At 65.5% G+C, this 16670-nt stretch carries 17 protein-coding genes; 2 read left to right on the top strand and 15 right to left on the bottom strand.

Features of this window, described 5'->3' with window-relative positions; all coding sequences use genetic code 11:
- The 4 genes from GQ57_RS08925 to GQ57_RS08910 form a co-directional block, all read right to left on the bottom strand.
- Nucleotides 1-711, bottom strand: a 711-nt coding sequence (locus GQ57_RS08925; RefSeq protein WP_034197665.1) for an electron transfer flavoprotein subunit beta/FixA family protein, incomplete at its 3' end; no start/stop codon positions are given.
- A gap of 228 nt (nucleotides 712-939) precedes the next feature.
- Entirely contained in the window at nucleotides 940-1734 is a 795-nt protein-coding gene (locus GQ57_RS08920; protein WP_031402649.1) for a MetQ/NlpA family ABC transporter substrate-binding protein, read from the bottom strand.
- A 29-nt stretch (nucleotides 1735-1763) separates the two neighbouring features.
- Nucleotides 1764-2417 (bottom strand): methionine ABC transporter permease, encoded by a 654-nt coding sequence (locus tag GQ57_RS08915; protein WP_034197664.1) that lies wholly within the window; start codon nucleotides 2415-2417, stop codon nucleotides 1764-1766.
- Nucleotides 2407-3441: a methionine ABC transporter ATP-binding protein gene (locus tag GQ57_RS08910; RefSeq protein WP_031402651.1), complete on the bottom strand. Its 1035-nt coding sequence runs from the start codon at nucleotides 3439-3441 to the stop codon at nucleotides 2407-2409. The genes GQ57_RS08915 and GQ57_RS08910 overlap by 11 nt, the downstream gene beginning before the upstream one ends.
- A 218-nt stretch (nucleotides 3442-3659) precedes the next feature.
- Between GQ57_RS08910 and GQ57_RS08905 the strand changes: the two genes are divergently transcribed.
- Nucleotides 3660-4580, top strand: a complete 921-nt coding sequence (locus tag GQ57_RS08905; protein WP_034197659.1) for an alpha/beta hydrolase — start codon at nucleotides 3660-3662, stop codon at nucleotides 4578-4580.
- Nucleotides 4581-4607: 27 nt separating this feature from the next.
- On the opposite strand, the gene GQ57_RS08900 is transcribed toward GQ57_RS08905, so the two are convergent.
- The gene (locus tag GQ57_RS08900; protein ID WP_031402653.1) at nucleotides 4608-5531 is read right to left on the bottom strand and encodes a histone deacetylase family protein; all 924 of its coding nucleotides are present in this window, start codon (nucleotides 5529-5531) and stop codon (nucleotides 4608-4610) included.
- Between the two features lie 43 nt (nucleotides 5532-5574).
- On the opposite strand from GQ57_RS08900, the gene mltB reads away from it, so the two are divergent.
- Nucleotides 5575-6918, top strand: coding sequence for a lytic murein transglycosylase B (gene mltB / locus GQ57_RS08895; protein ID WP_075123080.1), 1344 nt, complete (start codon nucleotides 5575-5577; stop codon nucleotides 6916-6918).
- Between the two features lie 78 nt (nucleotides 6919-6996).
- On the opposite strand, the gene cysM is transcribed toward mltB, so the two are convergent.
- The 10 genes from cysM to cmk form a co-directional block, all read right to left on the bottom strand.
- A complete protein-coding gene (cysM, locus tag GQ57_RS08890) occupies nucleotides 6997-7899 on the bottom strand; it encodes a cysteine synthase CysM (RefSeq protein ID WP_031402655.1) in 903 nt (300 codons plus the stop codon).
- 214 nt (nucleotides 7900-8113) lie between these two features.
- Nucleotides 8114-8464: a ComEA family DNA-binding protein gene (locus GQ57_RS08885; RefSeq protein WP_034197658.1), complete on the bottom strand. Its 351-nt coding sequence runs from the start codon at nucleotides 8462-8464 to the stop codon at nucleotides 8114-8116.
- Between the two features lie 73 nt (nucleotides 8465-8537).
- Nucleotides 8538-9530: an ADP-glyceromanno-heptose 6-epimerase gene (gene rfaD / locus GQ57_RS08880; protein ID WP_031402657.1), complete on the bottom strand. Its 993-nt coding sequence runs from the start codon at nucleotides 9528-9530 to the stop codon at nucleotides 8538-8540.
- Nucleotides 9531-9598: 68 nt separating this feature from the next.
- Nucleotides 9599-10549 (bottom strand): D-glycero-beta-D-manno-heptose-7-phosphate kinase, encoded by a 951-nt coding sequence (gene rfaE1 / locus GQ57_RS08875; RefSeq protein WP_075123081.1) that lies wholly within the window; start codon nucleotides 10547-10549, stop codon nucleotides 9599-9601.
- 7 nt (nucleotides 10550-10556) lie between these two features.
- Nucleotides 10557-11957 carry a UDP-glucose dehydrogenase family protein gene (locus GQ57_RS08870; RefSeq protein WP_031402659.1) on the bottom strand — a complete coding sequence of 467 codons (1401 nt, stop codon included), beginning with the start codon at nucleotides 11955-11957 and terminating at the stop codon, nucleotides 10557-10559.
- 90 nt (nucleotides 11958-12047) lie between these two features.
- Nucleotides 12048-13220 (bottom strand): lipopolysaccharide assembly protein LapB, encoded by a 1173-nt coding sequence (lapB, locus tag GQ57_RS08865; RefSeq protein ID WP_034197657.1) that lies wholly within the window; start codon nucleotides 13218-13220, stop codon nucleotides 12048-12050.
- 53 nt (nucleotides 13221-13273) lie between these two features.
- Nucleotides 13274-13567, bottom strand: a complete 294-nt coding sequence (locus tag GQ57_RS08860; RefSeq protein WP_031402661.1) for a lipopolysaccharide assembly protein LapA domain-containing protein — start codon at nucleotides 13565-13567, stop codon at nucleotides 13274-13276.
- Nucleotides 13568-13777: 210 nt separating this feature from the next.
- A complete protein-coding gene (locus GQ57_RS08855) occupies nucleotides 13778-14101 on the bottom strand; it encodes an integration host factor subunit beta (RefSeq protein ID WP_006486894.1) in 324 nt (107 codons plus the stop codon).
- Between the two features lie 22 nt (nucleotides 14102-14123).
- Nucleotides 14124-15836, bottom strand: a complete 1713-nt coding sequence (rpsA, locus tag GQ57_RS08850) for a 30S ribosomal protein S1 (RefSeq protein WP_031402662.1) — start codon at nucleotides 15834-15836, stop codon at nucleotides 14124-14126.
- Between the two features lie 142 nt (nucleotides 15837-15978).
- Nucleotides 15979-16665 (bottom strand): (d)CMP kinase, encoded by a 687-nt coding sequence (cmk, locus tag GQ57_RS08845; RefSeq protein WP_031402663.1) that lies wholly within the window; start codon nucleotides 16663-16665, stop codon nucleotides 15979-15981.
- Nucleotides 16666-16670: the final 5 nt, after the last annotated feature.

Below are 16670 nucleotides of genomic sequence, written 5' to 3'. Positions count from 1 at the left end.
GGTCTTCACGTCCGGCACCTTCACGCCGGCCGCGCGCTTCGGCGGCTCGACCACCTTCAGCGTCTTCAGACGCGGCGTGACATCCACGCCGAGGTCTTCCGGCTTCACGGTTTCCAGCGGCTTCTTCTTCGCCTTCATGATGTTCGGCAGCGTCACGTAACGCGGCTCGTTCAGGCGCAGGTCGGTCGTGATGACCGCCGGCAGCGACAGCGACAGCGTTTCGGCGCCGCCGTCGACTTCGCGTGCAACCGTTGCCTTGCCGTCGGCCACCGTCACCTTCGACGCGAACGTCGCTTGCGGGAGACCGGCCAGCGCGGCCAGCATCTGGCCCGTCTGGTTCGAATCGTCGTCGATCGCCTGCTTGCCGAGGATCACCAGTTGCGGCTGTTCCTTGTCGACCAGCGCCTTCAGGATCTTCGCGACGGCCAGCGGCTCGACGCCGTCGTTCGACTCGACCAGGATCGCGCGATCCGCGCCGATCGCCAGCGCCGTGCGCAGCGTTTCCTGCGCCTGCGCCACGCCGACCGATACCGCGATCACTTCGGTCGCGACGCCCGCTTCCTTCAGGCGCACCGCTTCTTCCACCGCGATTTCGTCGAACGGGTTCATCGACATCTTCACGTTCGCGATGTCGACACCCGTGTTGTCCGACTTCACGCGGACCTTCACGTTGTAATCGACCACTCTTTTCACTGGCACCAGGATTTTCATGCACACGCTCCAAAGTTACGAATACGACCAGAGGCCATTCTATAGCGAGGCCTCATGACTGCGCGGCCAGGCGGCCCCAACCATCGTGGCTGTCGAGGATACCGCTTCTTGGCGACGCGCCAATGATAGCGAACGGTCGTTCTATTTTAAAAGAGAAAAAACCCGGACGCAAAGCCCGGGTTTTCGATCATCGACTCTAATCCCGCCGGGCGTCCCGCGCTTCGTCCGTTACCAGGCGGCAATGACCGCGCCGCCGAACTTGCCTTCGATGAACTGCTTCACGTCGGCCGAATGATAGGCCGCGATCAGTTTTGCAACCCACGGCTTGTTCCGGTCCGCCTCGCGAATCGCGAGGATGTTCGCGTACGGACCGTTCGGGCCCTCGATCGCGATCGCGTCCTGCTTCGGTTTCAACCCCGCTTCCATCGCGTAGTTGGTGTTGATCGCGGCCGCGTCGACGTCGCCGAGCGAGCGCGGAATCTGCGCGGCATCGAGCTCGACGATCTTCAGCTTGCGCGGATTATCGACGATATCGAGCGGCGTCGCCTTCAGCCCCGCATCCGCGCGCAGCTTCAGCACGCCCTGCTTCTGCAGCAACAGCAGCGCACGGCCGCCATTGGTCGGATCGTTCGGCACCGCGACGCGCGCACCCGGCTTCAGCTCGGCCAGCGACTTCACGCGCTTCGAATAAATGCCCATCGGAAACGTGACGGTATCGGCGACCTTGATCAGCTTGTAGCCGCGATCCTTCACCTGCGCCTGCAGATACGGATCGTGCTGGTAGCTGTTGGCGTCGAGATCGCCCGACGCGAGAGCGGCGTTCGGCTGCACGTAATCGGAGAATTCGACGATGCGGATATCGAGGCCGCTCTTCGCCGCGACCTTCTTCACCACTTCCATGATCTGCGCGTGCGGCCCGCCCGTCACACCCACCTTGATGGTTTCGGCCTGCGCGTATGCGCCCGCGAACAACCCGGCCGCGCCCAGCGCCACCGCAAACTTCAGCATGAAGCGTCGTTGCATCGTATGTCCCCTGATGGATCAGTTTCGTTTTATTTGTGGCTCAGCCGGCGGACGAGCCAGTCGCCGAACGACTGCACGATCTGCACGAACACGATCAGGATCGCGACCACCGTCCACATCACTTCCGGCAAATAGCGCTGGTAGCCGTAGCGGATCCCGAGATCGCCGAGGCCGCCGCCGCCGATCGCACCGGCCATCGCCGAATAGCCGACCAGCGACACGAACGTGATCGTCAGGCCCGCCACGATGCCCGGCAGCGATTCGGGCAGCAGCACCTTGAACACGATCTGCGACGTGGTCGCGCCCATCGATTGCGCGGCCTCGATCAGCCCGCGGTCGACTTCGCGCAGCGCCGTCTCGACCAGACGCGCGATGAACGGCGCGGCCGCGAGCGTCAACGGCACGACCGCCGCGGCCGTGCCGATCGACGAGCCCGTGACGAGCCGCGTAAACGGAATCACCGCGACCAGCAGGATGATGAACGGCGTCGAGCGGACGGCATTCACGATGCCGCCGAGCGCGCGGTTCACGGCGAGGTTCTGCAGCACGCCCTGCCGGTCGGTCAGGTAAAGCAGCACGCCGAGCGGCAGACCGACGAGCGCGCCGACCGCTCCGGAAATGCCGACCATGATCAGCGTCTCCCAGAACGACTGCACGAACATATCGAACATCTCACTCAACATACGAAAGCTCCTCTACCACCACACCTTGTTCGCGCAGGAACGCGAGCGCCTGTCCGACCTTGCCCGGCTCGCCGCCCGCGAGCACCGCGAGCGAACCGAACGCCTGCCCCTGGATCTCGTCGATCTGGCCGTGCAGGATGTTGAAATCGAGCTCGTACCGGCGGATCGTTTCCGACAGGATCGGCTGGTCGACCCCCGAGCCCGTGAATGCGAGCCGCAGCAGATGCCCGCTTCCCGCTTTCAGCCGCTCGGCCACGCGCGCCTTCAGCGCGGGCGGCAGCTCCTGCGCGATCACGTCGCCGATCAGCGCGCGCGTCACTTCGTGATGCGGCTGCAGGAACACGTCGATCACGCGGCCTTCCTCGACCACGCGGCCCGCATCGAGCACCGCGACGCGATCGCACACCTGCTTGATCACTTCCATCTGGTGCGTGATCAGCACGATCGTCAGGCCGAGCTCCCGATTGATGCGCTTCAACAGGTCGAGGATCGAGCGCGTGGTCTCGGGATCGAGCGCGGACGTCGCTTCGTCCGACAGCAGCACCTTCGGCTGGCTCGCGAGCGCACGGGCGATGCCGACGCGCTGCTTCTGGCCACCGCTGATCTGCGACGGATAACGATCCTTCTGTGCGGACAGTCCGACGAGATCGAGCAGCGGCAGCACGGCGGCCTCGATGTCGGCACGGCTTGCGCCGGCCAGCTCGAGCGGCAGCGCGACGTTGTCGAACACCGTGCGCGACGACAGCAGGTTGAAGTGCTGGAAGATCATGCCGATCTCGCGGCGCGCCTCGCGCAGCGCACCGGCCGGCAGCATCGTGAGGTCGCGGCCGCCGACGACCACGTTGCCTTCGGTCGGCCGGGTGAGCAGGTTGATGGTGCGCACGAGCGTGCTCTTGCCGGCGCCGCTTCGGCCGATGATGCCGAACACCTCGCCCTGCGGAATCGTCAGGTTGACGTTGTGCAGCGCTTCGACCCAGCCGCTCGGCCCGGGGAACCGCTGCGAAAGATTGCGTAATTCGATCATGTAAACAAAACGACGGCCGGCCGACGAGTTGGCCCGTCAGCCGGCCGCCGATGCATCTGGAGTAGCCGGTGATTTTACCGCAAACCCCTCATTCCACTTAATAATCGATTTCGATCTTTTCATAACTGCACGAAATTAGAGGAGCGCTGCTGGCGCGCCTCGACAAGGCCGCGTCTATGATCCGGAACACACATGCAAAACAACAGGGGACCCGCCAGATGACCGCCACCACCACGCCGGCCGCCGCGCCCGCCGCCGCCGGACCGACGCCTTCGTCGCCGCCCGCGCCGACCCTCGGCCGGCTGCGCACCGCGGACGGGCTCGAACTGGCGTCGTACCGCTGGGCGGCCGGCGACGGTACCGCGCCGCCGCGCGCGACGATCGCGCTCGTGCACGGCCTCGCCGAACACGCGGGCCGCTATGCCGCCCTCGCCGGCCGGCTGAACGCAGCCGGCATCGACGTGCTCGCGGTCGATCTGCGCGGGCACGGCCAGTCGCCCGGCAAGCGCGCGTGGGTCGAGCGTTTCGACGGCTACCTGAACGATGCGGATGCGCTGGTCGCCGAAGCGGCACGCGGCAGTACGCCGCTGTTCCTGATGGGGCACAGCATGGGCGGCGCGGTCGCGGCGCTGTACGCGATCGAACGCGCGCCGGCACGCGGCCACGCGCTGGCCGGGCTCGTGCTGTCGAGCCCGGCGCTCGCGCCCGGACGCGACGTGCCGCGCTGGATGCTCGCAGTGAGCCGTGTCATCAGCCGCGTATGGCCGACCTTCCCCGCGATCAAGATCGATGCGGCGCTGCTGTCGCGCGATCCGGCCATCGTCGCGGCCAATCGTGCCGATCCGCTCGTGCATCACGGTGCGGTGCCCGCGCGCACCGGCGCGGAAATACTCGACGCGATGGCGCGTATCGAAAGCGGCCGCAGCGCGCTGCGCGTACCGGTGCTCGTCTATCACGGCACCGAGGACAAGCTGACCGAACCCGACGGCAGCCGTGCGTTCGGCGCGCGCGTCGGCTCGCCCGATCGTACGCTGACGCTATACGAAGGTGGCTTTCACGAAACGATGAACGATCTCGAGCGCGATCGCGTGATCGATGCGCTGATCGCCTGGATTCACGCGCGCGTGCCGGCGCGCTGAACGCACATGGCGCCGGCCGACCGGATGTCAGATGCCAGCCAGCACGCGCAGGTGCGCGACGACGCTGCGCCCGAGCGCGGACAGGTTGTAGCCGCCTTCGAGACAGCTCACGATGCGGCCCTGCGCATGCCGGCGCGCCACGTCGACGATCTGCGCGGTCAGCCACTCGAAATCCGCCTCGACGAGGCCGAGGCCGCCGATGTCGTCCTCGCGATGCGCATCGAAACCGGCCGACACGAACAGCATCTGCGGCTTGAACGCGTCGAGGCGCGGCAGCCAGAACATGTCGACCGCTTCGCGGATCGCCATCCCGTTGCTGCGCGCGGGCATCGGCAGGTTGACCATGTTCGGCGCCTGGTGATCGACGCCCGAGAACGGATACAGCGGATGCTGAAAAAAGCTGCACATCAGCACGCGCTCGTCGTTCGCGAACGCGGCCTCGGTGCCGTTGCCGTGGTGTACGTCGAAATCGATGATCGCGACACGCTCGATACCGTGTACGTCGAGCGCGTGCCGCGCAGCGATCGCGACATTGTTGAAGAAGCAGAAGCCCATCGCGCGCGCGGGCTCCGCATGGTGGCCGGGCGGGCGGACGCTGCAGAACGCATTCGCGTAGCGGCCTTCGATCACCGCGTCGGTCGCCGCGATCGCGGCGCCGGCCGCGCGCAGCGCCGCGCGCCACGTATCGCGGTTCATCAGCGTATCGGGATCGATCTCGACATAGCCGTCGACCGGCGTCATGCTTCGGATGTAGTCGATGTGCGCCTGCGTATGCACCCGGCCCAGCGCCACCTCGCTCGCGAACGGGGCGGTTTCGTGCACGATCAGGTCGTCGATGCGGCTCGCGATCAGTTGATCCTGGATCGCCGACAGGCGGGCCGGGCATTCCGGATGCCATTCCCCCATCTCGTGCAGCATGCAGTCGGGGTGCGTATAGAAAGCGGTTGCCATAAGCTGTCATCCGCGACGCGCGGTGCGCCGCAGGTCTCCATCAATGATGTCCATCGTCTGCCGCGAATTCGCCGCTAACTTACCACAACGGGGGCCCGCCACGCCCCGACGCGCCGGATCCGTCGGGTATACTGCGCCGAACCCAATCGCCCTGTCCGCCCGCTTCGACATGAATTCCAGCAAGCCTGCCGCCCTTCTTTCCGCGCTGTTCCGTGTTCGCGTCCCGCTCGTCGCGGCCGCTGTCGTCGCGACCCTCGGCGCCGCGCCGGCCGTCGCACAGACGAAGCCCGCGAAGCCAGCCGGCACGCTCGTCGCACAAGGCCAGCCGCAGCAGCCGACGCCGCCGGGCCAGACCTTCGAAGAGGAAATCGTTCCGCAGCGTTACGCGAACAATGCGAAAGTCGATGCGTTCATCGACGAGATCGCGGGCCGCAACGGCTTCGATCCGGCGAGCCTGCATGCGCTGTTCTCGCGCGTCAGCTACTCGGCAACGGCCGTCAAGCTCGTGAGGCCCGCTCCGTCGCCGACGGTCAAGAACTGGCGCGTCTATCGCTCGCGCTTCATCGAACCGATCCGGATCAATGCGGGCGTGAAATTCTGGAAGGCGAACCAGGCAACGCTGCAGCGCGCGGCCGAGCAGTTCGGCGTGCCGCCCGAGGTGATCGTCGGCATCATCGGCGTCGAAACGATCTACGGCCGCTACATGGGCAATTTCCGCGTGCTCGACGCGCTGACGACGCTGACGTTCGACTATCCGGACACGCCGAATCGCGACAGCCGCCAGGCAACGTTCCGCAAGAATCTCGAGGACTTCCTGGTCTGGACTCGCGACAACCAGCTCGACCCGGCCACCGTGCTCGGCTCGTATACGGGCGCGATCGGGATCCCGCAGTTCCTGCCGAGCAGCATCCGCGAATATGCGGTCGACTTCGACGGCACGGGACATGTCGACCTGCGCAGCAGTCCTGCCGACGCCATCGGCAGCGTCGCGAACTACCTGAAGCAGCACGGCTGGGAAACCGACCGCCCCGTGGTCTGGCAGATCACGCCCGATACGGGCAGCCTGGGCATCGCACAGGCCGCCGCCGACGGCCAGCCGGAGCCGCACTGGGCGCTGTCGCAACTGCTGCGCGCGGGCATGACGCTGAACGAACCGGCGGTCGACATCACCGCCGAGGGCGGCACGTCGGTCACGGTGGTCGACCTGCCGTCGCCGGGCCGTGCAACCGAATACATGCTCGGCCTGAAGAATTTCTACGTGCTGACCCGCTACAACCGCAGCTTCTTCTACGCACTCACCGTGTACCAGCTCGGCGAGGCCGTGAAGGCACAGATGGAAGCGAGCGGCGCCCTTCAGCCGAGCGCCACCGATTCGCAGTCGCAGTAAGCAGCGACCGCCCAACGAAAAAGCGCCGCGTATGCGGCGCTTTTTTGTTGCGTGCGCACGGCGCACGGCTGCCCGGGGTCAGGCGGGAAACACGCCCGTGGACAGGTAGCGGTCGCCGCGATCGCAAACGATGAACACGATCGTCGCATTCTCGACCTGGCGCGCGATGCGCAACGCGACTTCGCATGCGCCGCCCGACGAAATGCCCGCGAAGATGCCCTCGACCGCGGCGAGCCGGCGCGCCATCGTTTCCGATGCGGCCTGGCTCACGCTCTCGACGCGGTCGACGCGGCTGCGATCGAAGATGGTCGGCATGTACGCCTCCGGCCACTTGCGGATGCCCGGAATGCGCGAACCGTCTTCCGGCTGGGCACCGACGATCTCGATCGCCGGATTCTGTTCCTTCAGGTAGCGCGACGTGCCCATGATCGTGCCCGTCGTGCCCATTGCCGACACGAAGTGCGTGACGCGCCCTTCGGTATCGCGCCAGATCTCCGGGCCCGTGCCTTCGTAATGCGCAACCGGATTGTCGGGGTTCGCGAACTGGTCGAGGATCACGCCCTTGCCTTCGCGCTGCATCTCGTCGGCGAGATCGCGCGCCAGTTCCATCCCGCCCTTCACGGGCGTCAGGATGATCTCGGCGCCATATGCAGCCATGCTCTGGCGACGCTCGACCGACAGGTCCTCCGGCATGATCAGCACCATCTTGTAGCCGCGGATTGCCGCCGCCATCGCGAGCGCGATGCCCGTGTTGCCGCTCGTCGCCTCGATCAGCGTGTCGCCCGGCTTGATGCGCCCGCGCGCCTCGGCCTTGCTGATCATCGACAGCGCCGGGCGGTCCTTCACGGAACCGGCCGGATTGTTGCCTTCGAGCTTCGCGAGCACCACGTTGTTGCGTGCGCGAATCTCGTCGTCCGGCAAGCGGACCAGTTGCACGAGCGGCGTATTGCCGATCGTGTCTTCGATAGTTTTGTAAGCCATGGAGAGACCGTGAGTACGTGGCAGATCAATCGGTCGATTGTAAACCACCCCCGCCGCTCGCGCCGGCAACCCCGCTGCGACGATGGAATACGCCGCCGCGCGACGCATGGTCGCCACGTACGCCGCCCACACGCAAAAAACCCGCGGCACGCCGCGGGAAGCCGTCGCAACGACGGCGACTGAAGGAGTCGTTGTGCCTGTGGCGCGCGACGCGTTACTTCTGCGCGGTACGCGCAGGTGCAGGCGCCGCCGCGGGCCGGGTTGCCGCCGGCTTGCCCGCGGCCGGCGTGGCCGCGCCCGTGCCGGCCGCACCGATCGTCAGCCCTTCCTGCTGCAGCCGCTCGACGGTATGGCCGCCCATGCCCTTCACGCGCGAGGCGAGATCTTCCGCATTCCTGAACGGGCCGCGTGCGCCGCGTTCGTCGAGAATCGCCCTGGCCCGCGCCGGACCGATGCCCTTGATGCCGACGAGCGCATCCTCGCTCGCGGTATTGACGTCGACGGCCGCCCAGGCCGACGCGATCATGCCGAGCAGCGCCGCCGCGGCAAACCATTTCCTGATCATGTGCTGGATCTCCGATGAAAGCGGCCGGCGGCTGCCGACCGTGAGACCCAGTCTATCGATGCAACGCTTCCGCTTAAACCTGGCCGGATAGCCAACGGACGTAGCGGTCGACACCTTCCTGCACGGTCAGGAACGGTGCGTCGTAGCCGGCCGCGCGCAGTTTCGTCTGATCGGCCTGCGTGAAGCATTGATACTTGCCGCGCAGCGCATCGGGGAACGGCACGTATTCGATCAGCCCTTGCTCGACCTGCTGCGCAAGCGTCAGCGGCGGCAGGTTGTCGAGCGCGCGCAGCGTATTCACGACCGTCGACGCGATATCGTTGAACGGCTGCGCTCGGCCCGTACCGAGGTTGAAGATGCCCGACTTCTCCGGATGATCGAAGAAGAACAGGTTCACCTTCGTCACGTCCTCGACCGACACGAAGTCGCGCGTCTGCTCGCCCGGCGCATAACCGTTGTACTCGCCGAACAGCTTCACCTTGCCTTCCGCGCGGAACTGGTTGAAGTTGTGGAACGCGACGGACGCCATGCGCCCCTTGTGCGTTTCGCGCGGGCCGTACACGTTGAAATAGCGGAAGCCGGCGATCTGGCTCCGCGCGGCCGGCAGCACGCGGCGGATCACCTGGTCGAACAGGAACTTCGAATAGCCGTAGACGTTCAGCGGCGCCTCGACGTCACGCTCCTCGACGAAACGCGTCGAGCCGCCGTAGATCGCGGCCGACGACGCGTACAGGAACTGCGTGCCCTGTGCGAGGCACGCGTCGAGCACCGCACGGCTGTAGCGGAAGTTGTTGTCCATCATGTAGCGGCCGTCGGTTTCCATCGTGTCCGAACAGGCGCCTTCGTGGAACACCGCGCGCACCTTGCCGAAATCGCCGCGCGCGAAGCGTTCGACGAATTCCGTCTTGTCGAGATAGTCGTCGATCTCGCAATCGACGAGATTCCGGAACTTGTCCGCGCGCGTCAGGTTGTCGACCGCGATGATGCGCGTCTCGCCGCGCTCGTTGAGCGCCTTGACGATGTTCGCGCCGATAAAACCGGCCGCGCCGGTGACGATGAGGGTCATGATCGTCCTGCCTGAGAAAATGCGAGCGATGCCCATGCGGTGCGCTCGTCGCGCCGCATGGCATGCACTCAGTGAAACAGTTCGTCGTAGTCCACGGTGGCCGTGCCGAGCTTGCCGACCACGATGCCTGCCGCGCGATTCGCGAGCACGACCGCGTCGACGAGCGGCACGCCGGCGCCGAGCATCGTCGCGACCGTCGCGATCACGGTATCGCCCGCGCCCGACACGTCGAACACCTCGCGCGCGAGCGCCGGTGCGTGCAGTTCGCCGGTGGCGGAAAAGAGCGTCATGCCCTCTTCCGAGCGCGTGAGCAGCAGCGCGTCGATGCCGAGCTCCGCGCGCAGCTTCGTGACGCGCGCGCGCAGATCGTCTTCCGATTTCCACTGCCCGACCACTTCGCGCAATTCCGCGCGATTCGGCGTGATCAGCGACGCGCCGCGGTAGCGCGCCCAGTCGTCGCCCTTCGGATCGACGAGGACGGACTTGCCGGCCGCGCGCGCCTTCTCGATCATCGTCGTGACGTGCGTCAGGCCGCCTTTCGCGTAATCCGACATCAGTATGACGTCATGCTGCGGCAACAGCGCATCGAAGCGCGCGAGCCCCGCGAGCAGCACCTCGTGCGTCGGCGTCGCCTCGAAGTCGACGCGCAGCAGTTGCTGCTGGCGCGCGAGCACGCGCAACTTGATCGTCGTCGGTAGCGCCGGATCGCGTTCGAGATGCGGCGTCACGCCGCTGCTGCCGAGCAGCTCGACGATCCGTTCGCCCGGTTCGTCGCATCCGACGACGCACAGCAAACCGGCCTGGCCGCCGAGCGTCACCGCATTGCGTGCGACGTTGGCCGCGCCGCCGAGCCGTTCTTCCTGGCGCTGCACGTGCACGACCGGCACCGGCGCTTCCGGCGAAATGCGGTCGACGTTGCCGAACCAGTAACGGTCGAGCATCACGTCGCCGACGACGAGCACGCGCGAACGCGCGAGCTGCGCGCGCGGCACCGGAGCGACTTCGCGAAGAGTATTCATCGTAGGGTCAGCCACGGGAGGACGACTGGGGATCGACATAGGGCCGGCCGATCGCGTGATAGTCGATGCCCAGCTCGGCCATCGCGTCCGGCTCGTACAGGTTGCGTCCGTCGAAGATCACCGGCGCCTTCAGCTCGGCCTTCAGGCGCGTGAAATCGGGGCTCCGGAACTCCTTCCACTCGGTCACGATCACGAGCGCGTCCGCACCGGTCACGGCGACGTCCTGCGTGTCGACGAGATGCAGCCGCGCCAGCGTGTCCGGCGTGTCGGCGAAATCCAGCGCGAACACGCGCCGCGCCTCGTCGACCGCGACCGGATCGTAAGCACGCACGGTCGCGCCGCGCGCGAGCAGCGCCGCGATCAGGCGACGGCTCGGCGCCTCGCGCATGTCGTCGGTATTCGGCTTGAATGCCAGGCCCCAGACCGCGAACTCGCGGCCCGTCAGGTCGGGGCCGAAGCGCTGCTCGATCTTGCCGATCAGCACGTCCTTCTGCGCATGGTTGGCCGCCTCGACCGCCTCCAGGATGCGCAGCGGCTGGCCGTTCTCGCCGGCCGTGCGAATCAGCGCCTGGACGTCCTTCGGGAAGCACGAGCCGCCGTAGCCGACGCCGGCGTACAGGAAGTGATAGCCGATGCGCGGATCGGATCCGATCCCTCGGCGTACGGCCTCGATGTCGGCGCCGACCTTGTCGGCGAGATTCGACATCTCGTTCATGAACGAGATACGCGTCGCAAGCATCGCGTTCGCCGCATACTTCGCGAATTCGGCCGAACGCACGTCCATGTAGATCGTGCGCTCGTGATTGCGGTTGAACGGCGCGTAAAGCTTCTTCATCTTCTCGCGCGCGATCGTGCCCGTCTCGTCGCCGTCGACGCCGATGATGATCCGGTCCGGACGCATGAAGTCCTCGACCGCGGCGCCTTCCTTCAGGAATTCCGGGTTCGACACGACCGAGAAGCGATGCGCGACGCTGCCCGCGAGCCCGCGCGCGGCCAGCGCCTCGTCGACCACGCCGCACACGCGCTGCGCGGTGCCGACCGGCACCGTCGACTTGTCCACGATCACCTTGAAGCCCGTCATGTAGCGGCCGATGTTGCGGGCCGCCTCGAGCACGTACTGCAGGTCGGCCGAGCCGTCCTCGTCGGGCGGCGTGCCGACCGCGATGAACTGGATCTCGCCGTGCGCGACGCTCGCCTCGATGTCGGTCGAGAAGCGCAGACGCCCCGCCGCGCGATTGCGCGCGATGATGTCCAGCAGCCCCGGTTCGTGAATCGGCATCCCGCCGTTGTTCAGGATGTCGATCTTGCGCGGATCGACGTCGAGACAGAAGACGTCGTGACCGATCTCCGCGAGGCAGGCGCCCGTGACGAGACCGACATAGCCGGTGCCGATGATGGTGATTTTCATAGATGTTCCGGTACTTCCCGGTAATTGACTAACTTGGCCGCCGGGACCAGCCCGGCGGCAACCGCAGCGCGTCGGCTCCGCGAGCCGGGATCAGCCCGGCATCGCAGGTTCGACGCGGCGCGGCGCATAGGTTTCCCAGCCGCTGCATCCGGGGCACTGCCAATAGAAAAGCCGTGCCCTGAAGCCGCAATTCTGGCACGTATACCGTGGCAGATTCTTCGTGCGCTGCTTGATCAGCGCACGCATCATTTCAAGTTCCTTACGGCGCGGTTCGTCGGCGGCCGCGATTTGCGCATCGAGCAAATGCAGCATGCCCGACAGGTTCGGCGACTTCTCCATCTGCGTCCGTGCGAGCATGTGCGCCGCTTCCTGGCCGCGCAACCCCGCGATGTGCTGGTACGCGACGTCGAGCAGGTCGTTCGACGGGTAGCGGTCGACGTAGCCCATCAGCAACTCGGCGCCTTCGGCGTTCTTGCCGAGCGCGACATACGCCTTCATCAGCTTGTCCGCGACCAGCGGCAGATACGCCGGATTCTGCACTTCCACGCGCTTCCAGTGCCCGATCGCGGCCGCGTGGTCGCCCTCCGCTGCCGCCGCATCGCCCGACAGGATCGTCGCGCGCACGTTCTGCGGGTTCACGGTCAGCGCCAGCCGCAGTTGCTCGGCCGCCGCGGCCGCGTTCTTGCGCTGCAGCGCGTCCTGCGCGAGTTCGCAGTGAAACTGCGCGATCTCGACACCAAGCGGCTTGTCGCTCATCGACTCGATGCGCTTGGCGGTATCGATCGATTTGTTCCAGTCCTTCTCGGTCTCGTAGATCGTCTGCAGCGCCCGTTGCGCGCCAAGCGCGTAGTCGCCGTCGGCGAGCTTGTGAAACGCCTCCTCCGCACGATCGAGCAGGCCGGCCTTCAGGAAATCCTGGCCGAGCTCGTACAGCGCGTGGTCGCGTTCGTTGACCGGCAGATCCGTGCGGCTCAGCAGGTTCTGGTGCACGCGGATCGCGCGGTCGGTTTCGCCCCGGCGGCGAAACAGGTTGCCGAGCGCGAAGTGCAGCTCGACCGTTTCGGGGTCGAGCTTGGCGACCTCGATGAACGCGTCGATCGCCTTGTCGGGTTGTTCGTTCAACAGAAAATTCAGGCCGCGAAAATACGAGCGCGGCAGGTTGGCGCTCTCCGACAGGAGATTCTTCAGGTCATAGCGTGACGCCGCCCAACCAAGCGCGAACGCAACCGGAATCGCGAGCAACCACCAGAAATCCAGATCCATGCGAAATATCGAAGCAGAGACGAAAACCGCGCGATTGTCGCGCGGCGTCCGTGTTAAATGACGGGCGGCATCGGCGGCTGGTCGATGACGGCCGGTGTTTCGCGCGCCGCGCGCAGATCGCGCTTCAGGCGCCCGTTCTCGAGACGCAGGCGAAAGATCGACGGCAGCGCGGACAGCAGGCCGGCCAGCAACCCGACCGCGAAGAACGCCAGACCGATCAGGATCAACGGCGCTTGCCATGCCTGGCCGGCAACGAAATTCAGCGTCGCGGTTTGCGTATTGGCCAGCGCAAGCACCAGCAGCAGGATGAACACCAATACCCGGATCAGCCAGACGATAAACTTCATGAAGCCCTCTCTTTGTTGAGGTTTTCCGCGGCGCGCGACTCCCCTTCGCCGCACCGAATCGACCCGTATTGTAAAGGATGCGTTTCTGCGACTGCGCACATCCTGCGCGGGCCCGTTCCGGCACAGCCGCCGGAAATGAAAAAAGCGCCCGCAAGGGGCGCTTTTCTCTTCAGCCTTCGCCGGATGGATTCCGGGCAAACCGGGTGACGCTCAACGCTCGTCGTCCGGATCGTCAGCCTTCAGCGGTTCGCCGGCGCGGCCGTCGACGCGTTCACGCAATTCCTTGCCGGGCTTGAAGTGCGGCACGAACTTCTCGGGCACCTGCACTTTCTCCCCCGACTTCGGGTTGCGTCCGACGCGCGCCGGGCGACGGTTGAGCCCAAAGCTGCCGAAACCCCGAATTTCGATACGATGCCCTTTCGCCAGAGCGTCGGACATCGCATCGAGCATCGTTTTCACCGCGAAATCCGCATCCTTGAGGACAAGTTGCGGAAATCGCGATGCCAGCTGCGCGACCAACTCGGATTTGGTCATACTTCAGCAGACCTCGTGAGGCTTACTGGTTCTGGCCGTCGAGCTTCGCCTTCAGCAGCGCGCCGAGGTTGGTCGTACCGGTCGCAGCAGCGCTGGAGTCCGACTGCAGGCCGCGGATCGCTTCCTGTTGTTCAGCCGAATCCTTCGCCTTGATCGACAGGTTGATGCCGCGCGACTTGCGATCGATGTTGATCACCATCGCGTTGACCTTGTCGCCTTCCTTCAGCACGTTGCGTGCATCTTCGACGCGATCCTGCGAGATTTCCGATGCGCGCAGGTAGCCTTCGATGTCGCCCGTCAGCGTGATGACCGCGCCCTTCGCATCGACCGTCTTCACGACGCCGTCGACGATCGAGCCCTTGTCGTTCATTGCAACGTAGTTGCTGAACGGGTCGCCTTCGAGTTGCTTGATGCCGAGCGAAATGCGCTCCTTCTCGACGTCGATACCGAGCACGATGGCTTCGACTTCGTCGCCCTTCTTGTACTTGCGAACGGCTTCTTCGCCGGTTTCGCTCCACGACAGGTCCGACAGGTGGACCAGGCCGTCGATGCCGCCCGGCAGACCGATGAACACGCCGAAGTCGGTGATCGACTTGATTGCGCCCGTGATCTTGTCGCCCTTCTTGAAGTTGCGGCTGAAGTCATCCCACGGATTCGGCTTGCACTGCTTCATGCCGAGGCTGATACGACGACGGTCTTCGTCGATCTCGAGGACCATGACTTCGACTTCGTCGCCCAGCTGGACAACCTTCGACGGCGCAACGTTCTTGTTGGTCCAGTCCATTTCCGACACGTGGACAAGGCCTTCGATGCCCGATTCCACTTCGACGAATGCGCCGTAGTCGGTGATGTTCGTGACCTTGCCGAACAGGCGCGTGCCCGACGGGTAACGACGCGAGATGCCTTCCCACGGATCGTCGCCCAGTTGCTTGATGCCCAGCGAGACGCGGTTCTTCTCTTGGTCGAACTTGAGGATCTTCGCGGTGACTTCCTGGCCAACCGACAGGACTTCGCTCGGGTGACGCACACGACGCCATGCGATGTCGGTGATGTGCAGCAGGCCGTCGATGCCGCCGAGGTCGACGAACGCGCCGTAGTCGGTGATGTTCTTGACCACACCGTTGACGATCGCGCCTTCCTTCAGCGTTTCGAGCAGCTTCGCGCGCTCTTCGCCTTGCGTTGCCTCGATCACTGCACGACGCGACAGCACGACGTTGTTACGCTTGCGATCGAGCTTGATCACGCGGAACTCGAGCGTCTTGCCTTCGTACGGGGTCGTGTCCTTGACCGGACGCGTGTCGACCAGCGAACCCGGCAGGAACGCGCGGATGCCGTTGACCATCACGGTCATGCCGCCCTTCACCTTGCCGGTGATCGTGCCGGTGACGAGTTCGTTGTTGTCGAGAGCCTTTTCCAGCGACAGCCACGATGCAAGGCGCTTCGCCTTGTCGCGCGACAGGATCGTGTCGCCGTAGCCGTTTTCGAGTGCGTCGATCGCGACGGACACGAAATCGCCCGACTGCACCTCAACCTCGCCCTGATCGTTCAGGAATTCCTCGATCGGAATGTAAGCCTCGGACTTCAGGCCTGCATTGACGACCACGAAGTTGTGGTCGACGCGCACGACTTCGGCGGAAATCACTTCGCCGGCGCGCATGTCTTGGCGGGTCAGCGACTCTTCGAACAGAGCCGCAAAGGATTCGGTATTCGGGTTGGAGGTTTGCAGGTCGGACATAAAAATCTGATTGTGCATGGCTCGCTGTGCCACGCCGGCCGGAATGGCAGGCTGAAAGGGCCAGATCGAAAACCACACGGGGTTAAGGGTTCGAAACACGCTTCGCGCTTGCGGCGCGGAGCACCTACCGCTGCCCGCATTCTCAGGCGGGCTGGCCGAGCGCCCGATACCACTGCAGCACCTGATCGACGGCTTCATCGACCGAAAGCGCCGACGTATCGAGCAGCCTGGCGTCTGCCGCGGGCTTCAGCGGCGCGGCCGCGCGATTGCTGTCGCGCGCGTCACGCTCACGAAGATCCCGGAGCAAGTCATCTATATTAGCAGAAAAACCTTTTTGCATCAATTGCTTATGCCGTCTGGTCGCGCGCGCCTCGGCGCTGGCCGTCAGGAACACCTTCAGCACCGCGTCGGGGAAGATCACGGTACCCATGTCGCGCCCGTCCGCAACGAGGCCCGGCGTCTTGCGGAACGCGCGCTGGCGCGCGACGAGCGCGGTGCGCACGGGCCCGTGCACGGCGATCGCCGATGCGCGGTTGCCGACCGCCTCGGCGCGGATGTCGTTCGACACGTCGACGCCGTCCAGCTGCGCGCAGCCCTCGCGGAACGTGATGTGCAGGTCGTCGATCAGCTTCACGAGCGCGTCGATGTCCTCTGCCTCGATGCCGTAGCGTACGCTCGCGAGCGCGGCAAGCCGGTACAGCGCGCCGCTGTCGAGCAGGTGGAAGCCGAGGTGCGCGGCGACGAGCGCCGCGACGGTGCCCTTGCCGGAAGCGGTCGGGCCGTCGATCGTGATGACGGGAGTCGGGTGAAAGGGTCGGGTCGATTTCATCGGAA

The organism is Burkholderia sp. MSh2, assembly GCF_000731655.1.
Lineage (GTDB): Bacteria > Pseudomonadota > Gammaproteobacteria > Burkholderiales > Burkholderiaceae > Burkholderia > Burkholderia paludis.
This window is presented reverse-complemented; position numbering and strand designations above follow the sequence as displayed.